Origin of the sequence: Thalassotalea loyana (assembly GCF_030161435.1) — a bacterium.
GTDB lineage: Bacteria > Pseudomonadota > Gammaproteobacteria > Enterobacterales > Alteromonadaceae > Thalassotalea_G > Thalassotalea_G loyana.
Genome location: NZ_BSSV01000005.1, coordinates 188081 through 208011 on the forward strand (window position 1 = coordinate 188081; position 19931 = coordinate 208011).

16 protein-coding genes and 1 riboswitch are annotated in these 19931 nt (G+C 40.2%); of the genes, 9 read left to right on the forward strand and 7 right to left on the reverse strand.

Going from position 1 to position 19931, the window contains the following annotated elements; genetic code table 11:
• Nucleotides 1-46: 46 nt before the first annotated feature.
• From QQK05_RS12125 to QQK05_RS12135, 3 genes are read right to left on the reverse strand one after another with little or no spacing between them, the layout of a single operon-like run.
• A complete protein-coding gene (locus tag QQK05_RS12125) occupies nt 47-2554 on the reverse strand; it encodes an ABC transporter permease (protein WP_284298920.1) in 2508 nt (835 codons plus the stop codon).
• Between the two features lie 14 nt (nt 2555-2568).
• Nucleotides 2569-3249 carry an ABC transporter ATP-binding protein gene (locus QQK05_RS12130; RefSeq protein WP_284298922.1) on the reverse strand — a complete coding sequence of 227 codons (681 nt, stop codon included), beginning with the start codon at nt 3247-3249 and terminating at the stop codon, nt 2569-2571.
• 34 nt (nt 3250-3283) lie between these two features.
• Nucleotides 3284-4582, reverse strand: coding sequence for an efflux RND transporter periplasmic adaptor subunit (locus QQK05_RS12135; RefSeq protein ID WP_284298924.1), 1299 nt, complete (start codon nt 4580-4582; stop codon nt 3284-3286).
• A gap of 223 nt (nt 4583-4805) precedes the next feature.
• Between QQK05_RS12135 and QQK05_RS12140 the strand changes: the two genes are divergently transcribed.
• A complete protein-coding gene (locus QQK05_RS12140; protein ID WP_284298926.1) occupies nt 4806-6206 on the forward strand; it encodes a sigma-54-dependent transcriptional regulator in 1401 nt (466 codons plus the stop codon).
• The gene (locus tag QQK05_RS12145; RefSeq protein ID WP_284298928.1) at nt 6196-7548 is read left to right on the forward strand and encodes a sensor histidine kinase; all 1353 of its coding nucleotides are present in this window, start codon (nt 6196-6198) and stop codon (nt 7546-7548) included. The genes QQK05_RS12140 and QQK05_RS12145 overlap by 11 nt, the downstream gene beginning before the upstream one ends.
• Here the strand turns inward: QQK05_RS12145 and rarD are convergent.
• Nucleotides 7537-8442 (reverse strand): EamA family transporter RarD, encoded by a 906-nt coding sequence (rarD, locus tag QQK05_RS12150; RefSeq protein WP_284298930.1) that lies wholly within the window; start codon nt 8440-8442, stop codon nt 7537-7539. The two genes, QQK05_RS12145 and rarD, sit on opposite strands and share 12 nt — an antisense overlap.
• A 136-nt stretch (nt 8443-8578) precedes the next feature.
• Between rarD and recQ the strand changes: the two genes are divergently transcribed.
• On the forward strand, nt 8579-10399 hold the full coding sequence (gene recQ, locus QQK05_RS12155) for a DNA helicase RecQ (protein WP_284298932.1): 1821 nt from the start codon (nt 8579-8581) through the stop codon (nt 10397-10399).
• A gap of 57 nt (nt 10400-10456) precedes the next feature.
• Here the strand turns inward: recQ and QQK05_RS12160 are convergent, their stop codons facing one another.
• Nucleotides 10457-10759: a c-type cytochrome gene (locus QQK05_RS12160; protein WP_284298935.1), complete on the reverse strand. Its 303-nt coding sequence runs from the start codon at nt 10757-10759 to the stop codon at nt 10457-10459.
• Nucleotides 10760-11211: 452 nt separating this feature from the next.
• Between QQK05_RS12160 and QQK05_RS12165 the strand changes: the two genes are divergently transcribed.
• The 3 genes from QQK05_RS12165 to QQK05_RS12175 all read left to right on the forward strand — a co-directional run bounded on the left by QQK05_RS12165 (nt 11212) and on the right by QQK05_RS12175 (nt 13673).
• Nucleotides 11212-11535, forward strand: a complete 324-nt coding sequence (locus tag QQK05_RS12165) for a DUF3630 family protein (protein ID WP_284298937.1) — start codon at nt 11212-11214, stop codon at nt 11533-11535.
• A 72-nt stretch (nt 11536-11607) separates the two neighbouring features.
• Nucleotides 11608-13194, forward strand: coding sequence for a GGDEF domain-containing protein (locus tag QQK05_RS12170; protein WP_284298939.1), 1587 nt, complete (start codon nt 11608-11610; stop codon nt 13192-13194).
• 14 nt (nt 13195-13208) lie between these two features.
• Entirely contained in the window at nt 13209-13673 is a 465-nt protein-coding gene (locus QQK05_RS12175; RefSeq protein ID WP_284298941.1) for a DUF523 domain-containing protein, read from the forward strand.
• A gap of 2 nt (nt 13674-13675) precedes the next feature.
• On the opposite strand, the gene QQK05_RS12180 is transcribed toward QQK05_RS12175, so the two are convergent.
• On the reverse strand, nt 13676-14683 hold the full coding sequence (locus QQK05_RS12180) for a GGDEF domain-containing protein (RefSeq protein WP_284298943.1): 1008 nt from the start codon (nt 14681-14683) through the stop codon (nt 13676-13678).
• A 212-nt stretch (nt 14684-14895) separates the two neighbouring features.
• On the opposite strand from QQK05_RS12180, the gene QQK05_RS12185 reads away from it, so the two are divergent.
• From QQK05_RS12185 to QQK05_RS12195, 3 genes are all read left to right on the forward strand, one after another.
• Nucleotides 14896-16662: a DUF885 domain-containing protein gene (locus QQK05_RS12185; protein ID WP_284298945.1), complete on the forward strand. Its 1767-nt coding sequence runs from the start codon at nt 14896-14898 to the stop codon at nt 16660-16662.
• Between the two features lie 155 nt (nt 16663-16817).
• Nucleotides 16818-16901, reverse strand: a riboswitch (cyclic di-GMP riboswitch).
• Between the two features lie 132 nt (nt 16902-17033).
• Complete coding sequence (locus QQK05_RS12190; protein ID WP_284298947.1) at nt 17034-18902, forward strand: ATP-binding protein; 1869 nt, start codon at nt 17034-17036, stop codon at nt 18900-18902.
• A 15-nt stretch (nt 18903-18917) separates the two neighbouring features.
• The gene (locus QQK05_RS12195; protein ID WP_284298949.1) at nt 18918-19436 is read left to right on the forward strand and encodes a hypothetical protein; all 519 of its coding nucleotides are present in this window, start codon (nt 18918-18920) and stop codon (nt 19434-19436) included.
• A gap of 50 nt (nt 19437-19486) precedes the next feature.
• On the opposite strand, the gene QQK05_RS12200 is transcribed toward QQK05_RS12195, so the two are convergent.
• Entirely contained in the window at nt 19487-19741 is a 255-nt protein-coding gene (locus QQK05_RS12200; RefSeq protein ID WP_284298951.1) for a hypothetical protein, read from the reverse strand.
• Nucleotides 19742-19931: the final 190 nt, after the last annotated feature.

Genomic DNA, 19931 nt, shown 5'->3' on the forward strand with positions numbered 1-19931 from the left:
GCTTAACAGTAAAAAGCCCGCTATTTTAGCGGGCTTTTTTGTTTCATCACTCATACCTTAATGAGTTTACAGGGTTTTTGTTAGCGACCTTTGCTGCGTTTCCACCAACGGTTAGCCAAGCAATAATTAACGACATGACGCCAACAAATAGACAAATTGGAATCAAGTACCATGCCTCTATCCGGTAAGGGAAGTTTTGCAACCAAGCGAGCATGAAATAACAAACGATTGGCCAAGCGATAATATTTGCAAGTAGTACCGGTTTTGAAAATTGCCAAATGAGCAATTTAACAATATCAGTAACCTTCGCTCCCATGACTTTTCGAATACCGATTTCTTTTGTACGACGCTCAACGGTAAACGCAGATAAGCCGTATAGACCTAAACAAGCAACAATGATTGCTAAAGCAGAGAATGCGAGTAACAACTTGGCTGTGGTTGCTTCATCTTGATATTGGGCAGCCATCATCTCCGACAAAAACTGTAAATCAATTGGCTGGAGTGGGACTTGTTCTTTCCAAACCGCTTCAACTTGGTTGATCAGTTGTGGCATGTCGTTGGTTTTAAAGGCAATGTTTGCAACGTTAAAACGTGTTGGATCTAATGTATAAACTGATGCTCTAATGCCGAATTTTATCGAACGAAAATGTAGGTCTGGAATAACACCAATGATGGTATATTCGTAGTGACCCGACGTTAATGTTTTACCTACAAGCTGAGAAACGTCGGTAAAGCCAAGCTTGGTTGCTGCCGTTCTGTTGACAATAATACTTGCTTGCGACATCCCTTCAGCACCGTCAGTTCTAGATTGCACCTGATCTGTGCCGTAATTCTCATCAAACAGTCTTCCTGCGATTGGAGTCACGCCATAACTTTCAAAAAAGCCATAGCCCATATTGTGGTAATTCAAAACGATAGGCTCTACTTTATCGCCGTTTTGATTTGGTTCAACTAAGGTGTATTGCGTGTTGTTTTCATAATCTTGCGTTGGCGACTCCGATGAAAATGACACGTCCGTTACGCCAGGAACCTTCAATAGAGCCTGCTCTAAGCTTTCAGCACTGTCTCTTGCCGTTCTGATATTTAGGACTAATTTATTATCGTAACGGTAGCCGACATCCGCATCGACCGAATAGAGCGTTTGGCCATAAACAACCAAGGTTGCAATAACCAACATGATAGATGTTGAAAACTGAGCAACTACCAGTGCACTTCTTAATTTCGTAGAACTTTGCGATTCAGAACTTTTACTTGCCTTTAAAATATGACCTGGTAAGAATTTTGATAAATAAATTGCCGGGTAAATACCTGCGGCTAGGCCAACGGCAGTCGCAACAAGTAATAAGTCGAGCATTAACATAGGGTCGTTAAACAGTTGAAGCTGTAAGTCTTTAATAATCACTTTGTTATAAAGTGGTAAGACTAATTCTGCAGCGGCCAATGCAAATAATAGCGCGATAAAAACTAGGGTCAGCGCTTCACTGAGAAATTGGACAGCGACTTGAAATCTGCTTGCACCTAATACCTTGCGCATGGCGACTTCTTTTGCGCGTTTGCTGGCTTTTGCGGTCGAAAGGTTCATGAAATTAATACAAGCAATCACAAGAACAAGAATAGCGACGACCGTAAACGTTTTGATCATGTTAGCGTCACCCATTGGTGTTAGGTCACCCATGCTACCTGCGTCACGCTTTGCGTGGAGATGAAGATCTGGAACTGACATTACTTTCAAGCTAACAAAATCCGTTACTTTTGCCCCTTCAGCTTGCTCTCCTAAGAAGTTGGTCACCATATCTAGAAACGGACTTTCGTTGTTTAACCAGTAAGTTATTCTTTCTTGCAATTGTTCAATAGTTGCGGATTCTTTGAGCTTGAAATAAGTGTAAACATTGACACTATTCCAGGTGTGCACAACGTTGGTATCATCAGCAAAAAGCGCAGGATTAAAATAAAATAGGAAATTTACATCTAAATGCGTCGCACTTGGTAAGTCTTTTATCACGCCTGTGATTACTGCATTTGCCGGGCCACCTGCCAAACAGCAGAATGTCATGGTTTCTCCAATTACATCCGTGCGACCAAAGTATTTGTAGGCCATTTCTTCTGTAACGAGCATATCCATTGGTTTAGCGAATGAACTTGCGCGGTCTCCGTGGACAAATGGCAGATCAAATACATCTAAAAAGCTTGAATCAACCATCGTGACTTGCTCACTAAATCCTTCGTTGTTTTGCTGAACCGTCATACCAAATTGAATCAGCCTAACACCGGTCTCGACTTCTGCTGTCGCATAGTCCCTAATCGCCTCCATCATACGTCCAGCTGAACGCACCGTTAAAAACGGTGGCTGGTTAGGCATAGTATAAGCGGTATGGATACGAACAAGTCGATCACTATCCGTCAGCCATTGATCATAGCCCGATTCATCTTTGACAAATAACATGATCAAAATACAAGACATCAAACCCAATGCGAGGCCAAATATATTTATCGCTGAGAAAATCCCATTTTTAAGGATATTTCTCCAAGCCGTAATTAAGTAGTTTTTAAACATAAGTTTCCCCTACCTTAGGCTGCACGTACATTTTCAGTCACAACATTGCCATCAAACAGATTAATTGTCCGTTTGGCATAGTCTGCATGTGCTGGACTATGAGTTACCATGATGATGGTCGTACCGGCTTCGTTTAGCGCTTGAAGCATTTCCATTACCTCTTGGCCATGGGCACTATCTAGGTTACCTGTAGGCTCATCCGCTAAAATCATTTTTTGGTCGCCCACGACCGCGCGGGCTACCGCAACACGTTGTTGCTGACCACCAGAGAGCTGGCTTGGCATATGCTTAGCGCGATGTGCGATTCCCACTTGGTCCATGACCTTTTCTACACGTGTTTTGCGCTCGGTAGGAGAGATATTGTGATAAAGCAATGCGAGCTCTATATTTTCTTCTACGGTTAATTCATCAATGAGATTGAAGTTCTGGAAAATAAAACCGATATTCTTTTTTCGAATTTCTGCAAGTTGAGCTTCACTGTATGTTGCGATTTCTTCATCTTGGAAATAGTACTGTCCAGATGTTGGTGTATCTAACATGCCAATCGTATTAAGTAAGGTTGATTTACCACAACCTGATGGGCCCATAATGGCAACAAATTCACCTTGTTCAATTTCAATATTGACATTATTTAGCGCTAACGTTTCGACATCTTCCGTTTGATATACGCGAGTTAAGTTATGTAGTTTAAGCATGATTTTCTTCCTTTAATTCTTATATATATTCGTTTTATTCTTTGTTTAACGCGAGGCGTTGCATATCTTGATAGCTGGTGTAAGGGCTTGTGATCACTCGTTCACCTACTTCTAACCCGTCTAACACTTCAATAAATTGGTTGTTTCGTCTGCCCAAGCGAATATTTCGTTTAACCGCTTCACTGCCGTCACGGGTAACGACGAAAATCCAGTTTCCGCCTGTGTCTTGATAAAATGCGCCACTTGGAATAAGTACGGCTTTACTTGCGTCACCTAAGGTAAGTTTGGTTTGTACTGTCTGGCCTCGACGAATATCAGCTGGTTGCTTACCTTTGAAGGTGAAATCAACTTCAAACTGACCATTTTGGACTTGTGGATAAATTTTGCTGATGGTTAATGGATACTGCTTAAATTGCGCTGATTGACCAATATCAACGCGGCTTAAGTAGAACTCATCGATAAAAGCAGTGACTTTGAAGTCGTTTGGTGTGTCTATTTGACCAATTCTCTCGCCGCGGCCAATACTCTGACCTACTTCAATATTAAAACCTGAAAGCTTACCTGCCACCGGCGCTTTAACATTCATGTTGTCCAAGTTTTGACGTGAAATTGCCAAGTTGCTTTCAAGGCGCTGGCTGGTCTCTTTCAAGAAGGATAATTGTGATTCCTGCATACGGGTGTCTGATGCTTGGCTTTCAAGGGTAATGGCCAGACGATTTTTGTACCAAGCAAGAGTATCGCGAGTATCGGCAAATTGGGATTGAGAAACTGCACCACTAGCGATTAATTCTTCTTCGCGTGCTAATTGACGCGTTAGCAGCTTAATTTGATATTCAATGTCAATGAGGTTGCTTTTGTGGCGTAAGCGATTCTGCTCAAGGCTGAGCTCAATCGAACGCATATTGTTAAGTTGCTCGGCAACACGAGCTTCATTGCTCAATACGTTAAGTTGCAGTGACGCATTCGACAACTCGACGATTAAATCGCCTGCTTTCAGTTCTACGCCGTCTTCAACAAGAATACGTTCAACACGCCCGCCTTCAATCGCATCTAAGTACACTGTTTTAGCTGGTGCAATTCGGCCTCTTATCGGAATGAAGTCTTCAAAAGTACCTTCGGTCACTGACGAGATAACAATGCGCTCGCTGTTTACGGAGAGTGTTTTTCCAGTACCTTGGCTAAAAATATTGAAAATAAACCAGCCAAGGATAAGCACGACCAACGTCAAAAGAGCAAACTTTTTCCATGGTGCTTTTGGCTTTTCGACTTTGCGATCCATTCCTGCACCTGTTACTGCACTTGATTGTTTTACTGCTTTTAATGAGTTGTTCATAAGTAACTACTATGTCCGTTATGTGATTTACAAGTGCATCCATAATGCATTGCACTCGATATTGCATAGATAGCTACAATAATTGCGCCAACTTTTAATTTGTTGATTTTATTAGTTTTTTGATTTTTCGTCCGAAATTTAAGTGAAATAACTGTACGTTTATGAACACTAGGTGTACGTTAATGAACAGTTAATCTATAGAAAATAGACCAAGGTCGCCCTGTTGAAAGAACCAGCACATATTTTGATTGTCGATGATGACGAGGACATTCTCGTTGCCGGAAAACTCTTATTAAAGCGAAAGTTTACACAAGTAGATATCTGTAATCGGCCTGAGCAGCTGCCTGTTTTGCTCAAGGAAGCTGATATCGATGTCGTACTATTAGATATGAATTTTGGCCCAGGAGAAAGCTCTGGTGAGCAAGGTTTTCATTGGCTCAAGGAAGTAAAACGATTAAATCCAAATATCGTTGTTATTATGATCACAGCGCACGGTGGAGTAGACATTGCCGTAGAAGCAATTAAACAGGGAGCCACTGATTTTATTGCTAAACCATGGCATAACGAAAAGGTGATTGCGACAGTTTCAACGGCGCTCGAATTGAAAAGAACGCGGATGGAATCAGCTTCACTTAAAGTGGTCAATCAAGCACTTGTACAAGCAACGGTGAACACGAATGAACATATTATTGGTCAATCGCAGACGATTAACGATGTGCTTTCCATTATTAGCCGAGCCGCACCTACAGATGCTAATGTATTGATCTTAGGGGAAAACGGTACGGGTAAAGAGCTCATTGCTCGAGAACTTCACCAGCAAAGCCAACGCCGAGGCCAAGTATTTATTTCAGTAGATTTGGGCGCGATTTCAGAGTCATTATTTGAAAGTGAGTTGTTTGGCCACAAGAAAGGTGCGTTTACTGGCGCACAACAAGATCGTGTTGGGAAAATTCAAGCAGCCGAGGGAGGCACATTATTTCTCGATGAGATTGGCAATTTACCTTTGCATTTGCAAGCAAAATTACTCACGGTATTAGCACAAAGAAAAGTTACGCCTGTTGGCAGTAATGTTGAAACACCATTCAATGTTCGGATAGTTGCGGCGACCAATATCGATAAAAGCCAATTGACTAACGAAGCATACTTTCGTCAAGATTTGTTATTCCGCTTGAATACCGTTGAAGTTACACTTCCGCCACTAAGAGAGCGTGGCGCTGACATTATTGAAATAGCGCTTCATTTCCTCGATGTTTATGCGAAAAAATACCAAAAGCCATCACTTGTGTTACCAGAGGAAACCAAGCAAGCGATGTTGGATTATGCATGGCCGGGTAATGTTCGAGCACTACGTCATGCGATTGAACGCGCTGTGATCCTCTCGGAAAATGATATGTTAACGCCATTTGATTTGCAGTTACCAGCTGAACAACAAACCGTTTCGAATGCTACTCCACAAGAGCAAAACAATGAATCACTCCCTACCGATTTAAATCTTGAAGCACTTGAAAAAATGGCAATTTCTCAAGCGTTGCGAAAGCACAAATATAATATCAGCCACTCAGCAAAAGAATTAGGACTAACGCGAGCTGCACTGTATCGAAGGATGGAAAAGCATGGGCTTTAAGAAATTTTCAATGCTCATTATTGCTCGTACCATGCTAGCAATGCTATCGCTATTGTTATTGGGCTTTTTTATCAGTAGCGAAGGTTATCATGCAGCGACTATCATGCTGACGCTGTTGCTGGTTGCACAGTTAGCAGAGCTGACGAACTTTGTTAACAAAACCAATAATGAACTAGTACGCTTTTTCTCAGCCGCAAGACATGCAGACTACTCTCAGAGATTCGACTTAACAAAACTAGGATCAGGTTTTGATGAATTGGGTCATGCTTTTGGCGATATTCTTAAAAGATTACAAGAAGCTCGAACACAACAAGAAGAAGCTTTTAGACATCTCAAGGCCGTTGTCGAGCATGTTCCAGTACCGCTTATCAGTATTACAACATCTAACCAATTAACCCTTTGGAACAATAGTGCTCGTCGACTATTTGGCACTCACCCTGTCACTAAATTATCAGATTTGGATGTTTTCTCGGTGGACTTTTCTCAGCAACTTCTGACTCTTGCTCCTGGAGAGCGATCACTGATTACAATCTCGATTGATGGTGTACAACACCAATTGAGCATTGCTGCGACGGAAATTATTCTTGGTCAACGCAAAGAACAATTGATTAGCTTACAGGATATTCAATCGGAATTGGATGCTGCCCAATTAGAGGCATGGCAAGACTTAGTGAGAGTACTTACCCATGAAATCATGAATAGTATTACGCCAGTAGCCTCACTTGCGAAAACAGCGGTTGATTTGGTGGATGACGTGGTCATCCAGTTAGCTAAGCAGCCTAATATTGTTGATGAGTTAAGTGACGTTAAAGATGCCGTCAATACGGTGGCTCGACGAAGTGATGGCCTAATGCAATTTGTTACCAGTTACAGACAGCTGACTCGGCTTCCACCACCCAATAAACAACCTGTAAATATCCATAGTATTTTTCAAGAAATTGAACGGTTAGCTTGTCAGACATGGCCAGAGCTAGGGGTAAATTATCAATTTGATGTAACGCCACAGACGCTAACGATTAATGCTGACCGCGATATGCTGACACAAGTCATGATCAATTTACTAAAAAACGCAGAGCATGCCGTTGCCGCATCAGCTCACCCTGAAGTGATAGTATCTGCAAAATTAAATAACCGTGGGCGTGTAGTCATCGAAGTAAGGGATAATGGCGCTGGCATAGCGCCGGATATCGTGGAGAAAATATTTGTCCCGTTTTTTACGACTAAACGTGAAGGCTCGGGTGTTGGCTTAGCGTTGACTCGACAAATTATGTTAGCACATGGTGGTTTTGTTTCGTTATCTAGCGAAAATGACCACGGGACAAGTTTTCACTTAACTTTTTAGCGCTTTACGTTTGCGTTGCTGTTGTTTTAATGAATCAAAACTATAAATTGCTAAGGCACTCCAAATGAAAGCAAATGTGACGAGTTTTGGTAGTGCTAATGGCTCGTTGAAATGGAACATCGCAAGCAAGAACATAATACTTGGGCCTATGTATTGAAAGAAGCCTAAGGTCGACAGTGGCAAGCGTTTAGCGGCAGCAGTAAAGCACAAGAGCGGTGCGGTTGTGACGATTCCTGCAAATACCAACAAGATATTCAAGTAAGCGCTGTTGTTAAACATATTTGTTGTGGTGCTATCAATGACCCAAAGCCACGCGAGAAGTGCAACGGGTAACATCAGTAGTGATTCGATAAATAAACCTATGAAGGTGTCTACAGCGAGCTTTTTCCTGATTAGCCCATAGCAAGCAAAAGTGCCAGCAAGTGCTAGAGATATGACAGGAATTGAGCCTAATGTTACAAGCTGGATAGCAACACCTAATATTGCTAATACAACAGCAACAACTTGCAGTTTTCTTAGCTTCTCACCTAAAAATATCATGCCCAACGCAACGTTGAGAAGCGGATTGATGTAATACCCAAGGCTTGCATCAAGCAAGTAGTCGTTATTAACAGCCCATATAAATAAGAACCAGTTTACCGCCAATAGTGTTGCGCTTAAAGAGAGCGTTACTAGCGTTTTTGATTGTTTAATTGCTGCGATTGTTGCTGGAATTTTGCGCATGACGATGAGCAAACCAAACAATAGTAGTGATGACCAAACAATTCGATGAACCAAGATTTCACCTGAAGATATATCAGCAATCAGCTTGAAGTAAAGTGGTGCAATGCCCCACATCGAATAGGCAGCAACCGCGTTAATTATACCTTTTCGGGAATCTTGAGTAGTCGACATTCGGTTAGTTCAGCAATGGGTAACGAAAAGAGGCGCATAATATCATTGTGTTAATGATTAATGAATCTGCATTGTCTATTTATCATTACCTTTATCGAATAACTTAGGTAGAATAGCGCAATTATTTCTGCTCCATATGACCACAGTGTTACCAACCCCTACTTTTTCCATAGATGAAATCAATCATGCGCTAAAACATCAATTTGGCTATTCGTCATTGCGTGATGGTCAAGCTGAAGTCATTGAGAGTGTCTATCAAGGCAGAGACTCACTCGTATTAATGCCTACGGGTGCGGGTAAATCCTTGTGTTATCAATTGCCTGCGAGTTTGTTACCCGGTTTAACTATTGTCATATCCCCTTTGATTGCGTTAATGAAAGACCAAGTTGATAGTTTGGTGAGGCAAGGAATTGGTGCTGCTTATATTAACTCCACCGTTGATCAAGAGACAACGCGCCAGATATTTTCTGGTATAGCTCAAGGTCAAATCAAACTCTTGTATTTAGCGCCAGAGCGATTGAATAATCATTATTTCATGATGGGGCTAGCTGAATTACATATTAGCTTATTTGCAATTGACGAAGCTCATTGTATTTCTCAGTGGGGCCATGATTTTCGCCCAGCTTATACTAATTTAAGTATTGTAAAACAGCGATTCCCGTTTGTACCGATTATGGCATTAACCGCGACTGCAGATGTTGCGACACGTAAAGATATTTTGGAGCAACTGCAGCTTAACAACCCATATATTCACTTGGGTTGTTTTGACCGTCCGAATATTCGTCTAACCTTAGCTGAAAAATATAATGGTGATCAGCAAATCACTCGCTACATCAAGAAGCAGAGTAATGAAAGTGGTGTAATTTACTGTAATAGTCGTTGGCAAGTTGAACGCTTAACAGAATATTTAAAAGGCCAAGGAATTGATGCCGATGCTTATCATGCAGGTTTGCCGATGGAGCTTAGAACGAGTGTCCAAGATCGGTTTATCAAAGATAAGCTTCAAGTTGTGGTTGCGACTGTGGCTTTTGGCTTAGGGATAAACAAACCCAATATTCGATTTGTCATTCATTTTGAACCACCAAGGACTTTAGAGTCTTATTATCAAGAAATTGGGCGAGCCGGTCGCGACGGTTTGCCTGCTGAAGCGCTCATTTTGCATGATGATAAAGATGTAGAGAGAATTAAAAAACGCATTAGTGAAGGTGAAAATGAACATCGTGTGAATGTTGAAATGCAACGCTTCCATGCGATCAGTGGGTTTGTTGAAGCGCAAACTTGTCGACGTAAAGTGGTACTAAATTACTTTGCTCAATTTACCAAAGATGCATGTGGTAACTGTGATATTTGTTTAGACCCGCCAAGTCAATTTGATGCAACACGCGTTGCTCAGATGGTATTGTCTTGTGTCTACCGGATAGAGCAAACAGGCGATATTAAATATGTCATTGATGTGCTTAGAGGCGTTAAAAATAACGCGACGAGCAAACATGGACATGACCAAGTTTCAACCTTTGGTATTGGCAAAGATAAAACGCCAGGATACTGGTTCTCGATTATTCGACAATTAATCCATCTTGGTTATCTTCAGCAGGATATTACACAACAATCTGCGTTATGTTTAACTCAGGCTTCACATTCTGTGCTCAAAGGTCAAGAGCCTCTGATGCTTGCATCCCCAAGACTGCAAAACGCCAGTTACTGGCGTCATGATCAAAAAGTCAACGCAACGTATGATCGTCAGTTATTCAGTAAATTAAGGTCGTTACGTAAAACCATCGCTGATGCTGAAGATATTGCACCTTATATTGTATTTAATGATGCAACCTTATCTGATATGGCAAAAATTAAACCCACCACATCTCAGGCAATGTTGACCGTTTCAGGTGTAGGTGATACTAAACTTGCACGTTACGGTGATGATTTCATTACTGTCATAAAAGAACATTTAGCTTAATTTAGACACAAAAAAAGCGCTATCAATAGCGCTTTTTTTCTAGCTAATAGCGAAGGCTTATGGCTTAAGACTTGCGAAGTATGCTGCTACGTGCTCGATATCTTCATCAGCAATAGCCATTGCCATTGGAGCCATTACAGGATCTTTACGTGCGCCAGATTTGAAGTCACGTAATTGCTTAGCAATGTAAGCTTCTTTTTGGCCTGCTAAGTTTGGATACATAGGGATAGCAGAAATACCATTTGCACCGTGACATGCTGCACAAGTTGCAGATTTCGTTTTACCGATTGCAGGGTCGCCCGCGAATGCTGGAGAAGCCATAACAATTGTTGCTGCTGCAGCTAAGATCATTTTTTTCATAGCTAATATCTCTCTTTTCAAATAAATATAATTTTTCTGGGATCAATTATAGGGAAAAACAACATGCCTGTCGTTGATTTTTTTATATGATCTTTGTTGAACTTATTGTTCTAAAACAAAGTATCACACATTAATGTCCAATTTGGTCCTGCTTCGCATCAAATAACAGCGCTACTTTTCACTGTATATGCAAATTTATAACGTAATTTTTTTACCTTATCAACAAGGTGTACTCGCCAAATTTTTACAAAGGATCATACGTTAAAAATGCCGCAAAGGATCCAATCGCTACATTAAAATAATAGACCATGCTAACTGGTAGTTGATTAGTATTAAATAGTCACTGCGTTTAACTTTTTATATGGTCAGATAAATAGGTCTCTAACCTGACGGTAAAATCGTTATAATAGACGTCAAGTATAAATTAGTAAAAGCAGGAGAAACTCAAGCTTATGTCGCAATCGATATCATCAATTGAGTTATTAGGTGATGTAGACAATCCGTATATTCACGTCGTATTTTGTTTATCATGGCAACAAGAAGATATTGACGAATTATCAGCGCACGTTATCAGCTTATTCGACGATGCTGCGACTATAGATCACGCTCAAGGTGCCGATATTGAAACCTACCATATTCGAGCTTTTGATACAGAATTGTTGCTAAACTTTGAAGTTTACAGTGAGTCTTGCTGGGTAGAAGTTGTTAATAATCAAGACATTACTTCCTTAGTAAAAATATCCGAAAAAATCAAATCGAAAATTAGCGAAAAATAAAATAGCGTCTATACTTTATTGATTGCCTTTTACAATAATAAAATTTAATGCGATTTTTTGCGTAGTTTTTCAATGAAGTATCGGTTAACTGATTACATTTTGCCTATCTTAGCTCCACTGATGGTGTACGTCGTCATCTTGGTGGGTTTTGTGTGGCAGCATAACCAAAATACCGACGAACGCGTTCGATACAGGATGATCGAAATCGTAAATGTGCTCATCGCAACCCAAGACCATCGCCAACTCATTGTTGGAACAGAAAACTCTCAATCAAACCAACAGCTAAAAGACAAATATCGTTACTTACAAAACGAAAAACACCTTCCCAAAGCGCTCAACGTCAATGTTTTCAATTTCACTGAATCAGAGACAAACTTTCCATTAACTGAAAAAGAGCGCATTGCATTATCAAAAAATGTCTTAAATTTGTCTTCATTAAGTCAGCCAATTTTTCAAAGTACTTCGGGTTACTGGCATTACATTACGCCACTAAATAATACTAACGCATTATTGTTATCGTTAGACAAAGCCGATGCACAGTTTGCTTGGTATAACGATACGAATCTCATTATTCGTGTGATTGTGTTAACGTTCGCCGTTATTTTGCTCATGCTCATGGCTTTTAGAAAATATATCCGGATTTCGGTTGAGCAAGCAAAAGAGTTGCAGCAGCACGAAGTGTCCGTTAAAACGCGTGAAATCACCTTGATGCACCAACTAACCGCGTCCATCAATCAACTCGACAATTTAGCGCAAGCAGCGACAGAGATTAAACGCGAATTTGCGCATATTTTTCCTTACTATTCAGGCTCTGTTTTGTTTATTGAGTCGCCAAATGGCACGTTGAAGCCTTTTGGAAGCTGGGGGCGAAATAGTGCTTATACGAGTCGTGTATTAATGACGGATAGTTGGTTAAAATCACGTAAACGTAAGCAATACTTGAATTTATCCTATAGCTTGCGCAATCGCTCATTGATCATTGCACTGATCAACGATGACCATCAATATGGTGCGATTCATCTAAAGCATGATAAACATAGAATTAGCAAAGCCAATGTTGAGCATATTTTAAAATTTGTTTCTCAATTAAACATTGCATTGATTAACCTTCAATTGAAGAATGACTTAAAAGAAAAGGTGATTCGAGATCCGTTGACGAACTTGTATAACCGTCGCTTTTTATCTGAGGCACTTGAGAAAAGCCTAAGTGGCGCTATTCGATATAAATCAACACTGGCGTTGTTAATGATCGATCTCGATTACTTCAAGCAGCTTAACGATACCTACGGTCATGATGCAGGCGATCAAGTTTTGAAGTTGGTTGCTGATGTGTTTAAGCATAATCTACGAATGTCAGATGTAGCTTGTCGATATGGTGGTGAAGAGTTTTGTATAATCTGCCCTGATACTAATCTGCGAGAGGCGTATTTGCTTGCTGAAAAAATCAGAGTCTTAATTGAAAATTTGGTTGTAAACCATCAAGCTAATAAAATAGATACGTTAACAACATCAATTGGTATTGCGATGTACCCGAGAAATGGTATTACCTCGACACGCTTGCTCCACCTTGCAGACCAAGCTCTCTATCAAGCGAAAAAGCAGGGCCGCAATATGGTCTATGTCAGTGATGTTGAAGAGCAACATAAAAACGAAGCATAACTCTCTTTAATCCCATGGAAAAAATTCTAATAAGTAGCTGCTTTCTCGGCCAGCCAGTGCGTTATGATGGTCAATCAAAACCATTAGCTCTTAGCACCATTGAACAATGGAAAAGTGAAGGACGACTAATTAATATCTGCCCTGAAATGGCAGGAGGCCTGCCAGTACCGCGACCACCTGCTGAAATGGATCGGAAAACAAATCGTGTAATGACCTGCCATGGTGAAGATGTCACTGGCGCTTTCAAAAAAGGCGCTAATTTGGCTCTCGAATTGTGTCAACGACATCAAATCAAATTTGCATTGTTAAAAGAATCGAGCCCTTCATGTGGCAGCAATTTGATTTATGACGGTACTTTTTCACAAAACAAAATTAATGGAATGGGAGTTACTGCGGCATTATTAGAACAGCACGGAGTAAGCGTGTTTTCTGAGCAAAATATTGATCAGCTTATTGCGTTGATAGATAACGGGAAATGAAGTTAAGCAACAACAACCTGATTAGCGGTTGCACTTTTATGACGGGATAAGACGTGACGGGCTTTTAGAATGAGAGCGGTAGGTTTTTCGGTAACTGAAAAACTGTCTACGCCTAGCGAGATTGTCATCTTCGGGAATCTAACACCAGATTTACTGCTAATAAACGTAAGCTTTTCAACACCCTGTCTAATCTTCTCAGCAATCTCACCCGCTATCGTTTTATCGATATCAGGCAAAAAGATCAAAAACTCGTCATTCATTGTTCGCACAGGTAAGCCACTGTCATCTACGTAGCTACTGACTTTTTGTGCGATTTTAGACAGCAAAACATTGCCGATTAGTGGCCCAAATTTATCGTGAAACTCTTTGAACTGATCAATATTAACGACAATCGCTGCGAGTTGGCGATTTGGATCTTGTTGATGCCAGGTCTCTAAGTGTTTATGTAGTGCCTTGCGGTTATACATGCCGGTAATTGGGTCGAGATAGATTTCCTGTTTAACTTTATCAAGCTCTGCTTTGAGTGCACGTGCTTTTTGTTGGGAAGTAATCAAACGCTCGATAAGTGTTTGTTGTTGTGTTTTGAAGTCGTCTGATGCTCGGCGGATATTACTTACTGCATTCTTTACTTGTGGGTCGTCGTTAGCGTTGATATGTACTAAATTAGTGTCTAATTTATCGATGAATCGCTCAACTTGTTGTGTCGATAACTTACAGGTTCTATCGACTTGTGTAACAACGTCAGCCATATCATCAACCAACTCGTCACGAAATTTGCTCTGACCTAAAATGAAATGTTTATAAAACTCTTCCATTGAAAAGTTATCAAGTGTTTTACCTTCGGCTAAACGCTGTTTAACGGCGTTTATTAAAGAGGCGTTTTTGCCTTCAACAAATTCATAGCTGATGGTGTAGTTGATAGGATTTGCAGGGAGTACCCATTCATCTAGCTGTTGAGCAGCCAGCGCCATTTTTTTATTAGCTTGCTGAATGGAATCTATATACTTCAAAGTATTATGTACAAATTATTATTCTTATAGAGCTATTCTCTAGGAAAGTTTGGGAAACTGCTAGTATTTTTCAACAAAAATTCGGTTTTAATCCCATTTAATTAACGAAAAATTTACAAAGACTAGATCAGTGGTCAATTTATTCAGACTAATCACTTGGTGCAATGAAACATAATCGTTAGACTAACAATAGGTTATAGAAGGTATAAAATATGCGATTTCTAAGTTGTTTGTTGATTGTTTCAACGGTCATTATTACTGGCTGTCAAAACACGGTTGAAAAAAGTCAAAATGAAACTCAAAAGCTTTCTCAAATTATTGAAAGCTATCATGAATTCAATAAGTCCAGTAGTCCATTGAACAGCAATGAACCTGGTGGGAATAATGCATTACTCCCAGATTTGTCTGCGGAAAATTTGCAGAAAAACAATCAAGAATTATTAGCTATTTATACCGCATTAAATTCGGTTGATCGTAGTCAGTTAACTACGCAGGAACAAATTAACCACGCGGTATTAGGATACCGAATTAAGAATGACTTGGATTTATATCAATTTAAATCGCATTACACGCCTTTTACTGCAGAATCAGGTTTTCATGTGTGGATTAGTTGGATAAGTTCAGCGAATCGCATGAGCACGGTTCAGGACTATAATGATTACCTTGCTCGTTTGAATGCGCTCCCGAAATATTTTGATCAACAAATGACATGGATGCAGAAAGGTTTAGATGAAGGGATTACTCAGCCCAAGGCCGTCTTAAAAGGTTATGAGAAATCTATTGCAGCTTTTATCAAGAAAGATGTGACAAAGAGTACGTATTACCGTCCATTTTTGAACATATCTAAACATATCGCGTCTGACGAACAAGAACGTTTGCGTGAGCAAGCAAAACGAGTGATTGAAACGCAAGTATACCCAAGTTACCAAAAGTACTACGACTTTATGGTTAACAACTATATTCCTAATACTCGTGATGATATTGCAGTGAGTTCGATTCCGAATGGCTTGGCGTTTTACGACAATCGCGTCAAGCATTACACAACGTTGGATATGAGTGCTGAACAAGTGCATGAGATTGGCGTTAGTGAAGTCAAGCGTATTCGTGCTGAAATGGAAGCGATAATTAAGAAGGTCGGTTTCGAAGGCAGTTTTGCTGATTTTGTTGAGTTTTTGCGAACGGATGAACAATTTTATGCAAAAACACCGTTAGAACTCATTAAAGAAGCGTCCTACATTGCGAAAAAAATGGATGCGAAATTACCAAGCTTATTTAAAACACTACCAAGAACGCCGTATGGTGTAATTCCTGTTCCGGCGAATATCGCACCCAAATATACGACGGGACGATACTCAGGCCCATCACGCGATGATCAAGCTGGTCACTACTGGGTGAACACTTACCGTCTAGATAGAAGACCACTTTACGTGCTTGAAGCTTTAACTTTACACGAGGCAGTGCCCGGTCATCACCTGCAAGGCTCTATTGCCCGCGAAATGGAAAATGTTCCACAGTTTCGTAATCAAACTTATATTTCGGCGTTTGGCGAAGGTTGGGGGTTATATTCAGAATACCTTGGTCTTGAAGCCGGGTTTTATCAAGACCCATATAGTGACTTTGGCCGCTTAACTTACGAAATGTGGCGTGCTGCTCGGTTGGTGGTTGATACGGGGATGCACCAAATGGGTTGGTCGCGAAAGCAAGCAATCGACTTCTTAGCCGGTAATACGGCGTTGTCATTGCACAATGTAACGACTGAGATTGACCGTTATATTTCTTGGCCTGGTCAAGCGCTGTCGTACAAAATTGGAGAATTAACAATTAAACGATTGCGTAAAGATGCTGAGCAGCGTTTAGGTAAGAACTTTGATCTACGTGAGTTTCATGATGAACTGTTGAAAAATGGCTCGATGCCATTGTCTATGCTCGAGTTAATTATTGAAAACTATATTGCTGAGCGAGAAGTAAAACAGGGTTAATCAATATCATAGCGGGTGCTTTGCTATGCAAAGTGCCTGTTACATGTATATGAGGAAGGTTTCGCTATTAAAGCTGTTGATATGCGAAAAAGGAAAGCAGCAAAGTACCGGAAACGTTAGTCCTATCAAAAAGGATAAGCCCCCACTATATCAATTTCGGTAGTCCCGCTGTCTTAAGCATTGCTCTTAGACCGGTAACTTTGCGTCTTTGGCTTTCACCAAATTTGCCTTTTCGAGTAATAGTACTCTGCGCCCATTATAGTTTATCGCTTCCTAAAGTAAATAGTGCGCTAGCTTTAATTTTAGTGACTGTGTTACAGTTGAGTTAATGAATTGAAATTTGAAAGTTGCTGTGTAGAAAGGGGTGGGCATTGAATCTAAGATGGATCAATCTTTTTGTCTTGATTTTGTCTTGTGGGGTTAGCCACCTTACGTTCGCTCAATCTAGCATCGAAAAAAGCGTCGAGCAAAATACTCAGCAAATTGACTTCTATTACGAAGAAGGCAGTGAAAAGTTACCCGCTGATAAGGTGGTAACCCTAGCTCAAAAAGTCATTCGTTCGCGTCGTAATTACCATGGCGATACCATAGCAAAAACCTACGTTCTACTTGCCGATGTTGCGATTAATAAAGGTGATATGGAACAAGCGCGCCAATTCTCTCTTGATGGCTTAAAGGTTATTTCCCTCGATCGAAAAACGCGCTTAGAGCTGCTGTTAAAAGTTGCCATGGCCAATTACAGCCAAGGCCAATTTGAGCAAGTAAAAGAACGAGCTGATGAGGTCTTAAACCTGGCCTCTGAAGAGGATATTACTTGTCGGCTTAAAGCACTAGGTTATCGAGCCGTTTACTTTGCTTTGACTTCTCAATACGAAGAGGCAGTGGCTGAGCTAGAGTTAATTAATCGCATTACGCAACGTTTTCAAAATTACGCAGAACATGTTGAGCTACTTGAAATCTTGGCTACGGCATATCACTACCTAGAAGATTATGAGACAGCGGTTAATTTACAATTAAAGGTATTAAAATTACGTTTTGAACTGAGCCAGCTTAAACGGTTAGGTGATACTTATTACGCGCTCGCCTCAGCTTATTGGAAAATGGGCCGACTGGACGATGCATACAATGCTTACTGGGAAGCTAAAGTTGAAGCAGAAAATGCAAATGCGCCAATTCGTTTGGCGTATGCTGAGCTTGGTTTGGGTCTGGTGCTACTTGATCAAGGCAGTATGATTGAATCACAGCAGCGCTTAGAGCATGCTGAAAGTAATTTTCAAGGGCAAAACCTTACCAAGCCTTATCTCACCGCGCTCATTAACTTAGCTAAAGTCTCTTTTGAATTATCGGAAGACGATTATGTTAAAACATTACTACTTAAAGCAGAGCATCTTGCGCAAAATATGGAGTTAACGTCTGATCAGGTAGAGCTGTATCGTCTGCTAAGCCAACTATACGCGAATGAACAGCAATATGAATTGGCCTGGCAGTATCAGCAACAATACTTAGATGCGTCTGAAAAACACTTAGCCTCGGTCAATCAATATCGATATACCAAAGTGGCCATGCAAACTCCACAAGCACCCCAAGCGCAAGCAAGGCAGATTGCACTCGACTTAGCCGATAAGACCAAATTGGAAGCTGAATATAATCAGCGGTACCAAGAAAAGAATCAGGTTATCATAAGCTTAGGTATTATTATTGTGCTGTTAAGCGCTTCTCTTGTCATTTTGTTATTAATTCGACGCCGAGATAAGCACTCTTTAGCATACAAAGAGCAAGAGACTCCAGTGGATATGCTTGCTAGTAGCGCTAAAACCAAGCAAATGTACCAATCGGCATTTAAAAAAGCTCGACGTTATGAATATCCTATCTGTGTTGCCTATATCAAAGTGACTAATTGGAACGATTTGTTATTCAGAACGAATCGAAAAGGTCTGGATGAGGCAAAACGCTCAATTGCAACCGTGGTTAATGAGTACATTGAAGAATTTGATTTAGCAGGTGAACTCAATAGTAGTGAATATTTGCTGATCTTCCCGCACCAAACACTGGATGATGTCAATCTCAAGATTAAAGCGTTAACGGAAGCCCTTCGTGTAAGATTTTTTGCAAACTTAGGTGATTTTGTTGTCTATTTTAATTATGCTGTTGACTCTCCAACGGTGCAAGATATTGAACCGTATATCTTTTTATCGCGTTTAACTGATTCGATTAAAGAAGAAGAACAATATAAAACTTAATGTACAAGGAAAGCTATGTTTTTAGTTATTGGTGTTATTGCTATCTTGGTGCTGATTAGTATTTACTTATTTTACCGCGCAGAGCACTTCAAAAAAGAAATTAGTGCTTATAAACGCGAAGCAAAAATATCGAAGCAAGAAAATTTGTCTATTGCTAATGCCGTAGTTTTAGCAGCAACTCGACATCAAGACATTCTAAAACGTCGTTTAAGTAAGCTCCAAGACAAAGTTAGTGCTGAAGAAGAAATGAAGCATGAATTATTAGTGATGTCTTATTTACTCAGTCAGTATTCGAATGTGTACCGCGAACTATTGAAAGGTGATGAACCCATAAATCAACTATATAGCAAATGCCTTGGTGAAACGGGTAATCGATATTTTAACGATATTGACGAATATATTCGCGAATGTGATGCTAGTATCCGCAAAATGTGGGTAAGCAAAGATCACTGCGTGTTCATAACGTTTATTGATATATTGTTGGAAATTCAGCAAAAACAAATGCTGAGTAAAAATAAGAAAGAAATCGCTTAAGGTAGGAAGATCAAATTTTAGATAAAAAAGAAGCGCTCTGTAGCGCTTTTTTAATGTCTGATTTCAATATCAGGTGATGTGTTTATTTCACCGTCATCAGAAATAGTTGCGGCATTTCCGTTGCATAGCAATACAGCGAGGCTTCCTCGACTGCTGTTCCTGATAAATGTTAAGTCATAGCCAAATTGCGTTAAACTGCTTGCAGCAAACTTTTGAGCTAATGTTAACTTGTCCCATAGAGCAGATTGTTCCGGGCAATATTGACGCCTCTCTAACAACACTTCTCTTTCACGTAACGCTTGCATTGCTTACCTCAAATATTAGTAATCTTATGAGTAAGTTACTTCTTTAACCATAAGTGAGTCCAACATAAACTAGTTTGATTGCTTATTCAACAATCAGAACGAAAAAAAACCAAAATTCCCACACTGATAGTACCAGTATGTTGTAATTCCATTTGTGATTATTACGTTTGCTCTTGTTATAATAGACCAC

Coding starts and splice junctions, on each gene's coding strand:
- QQK05_RS12125 (WP_284298920.1), bottom strand. CDS start 2,554: ATGTTTAAAAACTACTTAATTACGGCTTGGAGAAATATCCTTAAAAAT.
- QQK05_RS12130 (WP_284298922.1), bottom strand. CDS start 3,249: ATGCTTAAACTACATAACTTAACTCGCGTATATCAAACGGAAGATGTC.
- QQK05_RS12135 (WP_284298924.1), bottom strand. CDS start 4,582: ATGAACAACTCATTAAAAGCAGTAAAACAATCAAGTGCAGTAACAGGT.
- QQK05_RS12145 (WP_284298928.1), top strand. CDS start 6,196: ATGGGCTTTAAGAAATTTTCAATGCTCATTATTGCTCGTACCATGCTA.
- rarD (WP_284298930.1), bottom strand. CDS start 8,442: ATGTCGACTACTCAAGATTCCCGAAAAGGTATAATTAACGCGGTTGCT.
- recQ (WP_284298932.1), top strand. CDS start 8,579: ATGACCACAGTGTTACCAACCCCTACTTTTTCCATAGATGAAATCAAT.
- QQK05_RS12160 (WP_284298935.1), bottom strand. CDS start 10,759: ATGAAAAAAATGATCTTAGCTGCAGCAGCAACAATTGTTATGGCTTCT.
- QQK05_RS12165 (WP_284298937.1), top strand. CDS start 11,212: ATGTCGCAATCGATATCATCAATTGAGTTATTAGGTGATGTAGACAAT.
- QQK05_RS12170 (WP_284298939.1), top strand. CDS start 11,608: ATGAAGTATCGGTTAACTGATTACATTTTGCCTATCTTAGCTCCACTG.
- QQK05_RS12175 (WP_284298941.1), top strand. CDS start 13,209: ATGGAAAAAATTCTAATAAGTAGCTGCTTTCTCGGCCAGCCAGTGCGT.
- QQK05_RS12185 (WP_284298945.1), top strand. CDS start 14,896: ATGCGATTTCTAAGTTGTTTGTTGATTGTTTCAACGGTCATTATTACT.
- QQK05_RS12195 (WP_284298949.1), top strand. CDS start 18,918: ATGTTTTTAGTTATTGGTGTTATTGCTATCTTGGTGCTGATTAGTATT.
- QQK05_RS12200 (WP_284298951.1), bottom strand. CDS start 19,741: ATGCAAGCGTTACGTGAAAGAGAAGTGTTGTTAGAGAGGCGTCAATAT.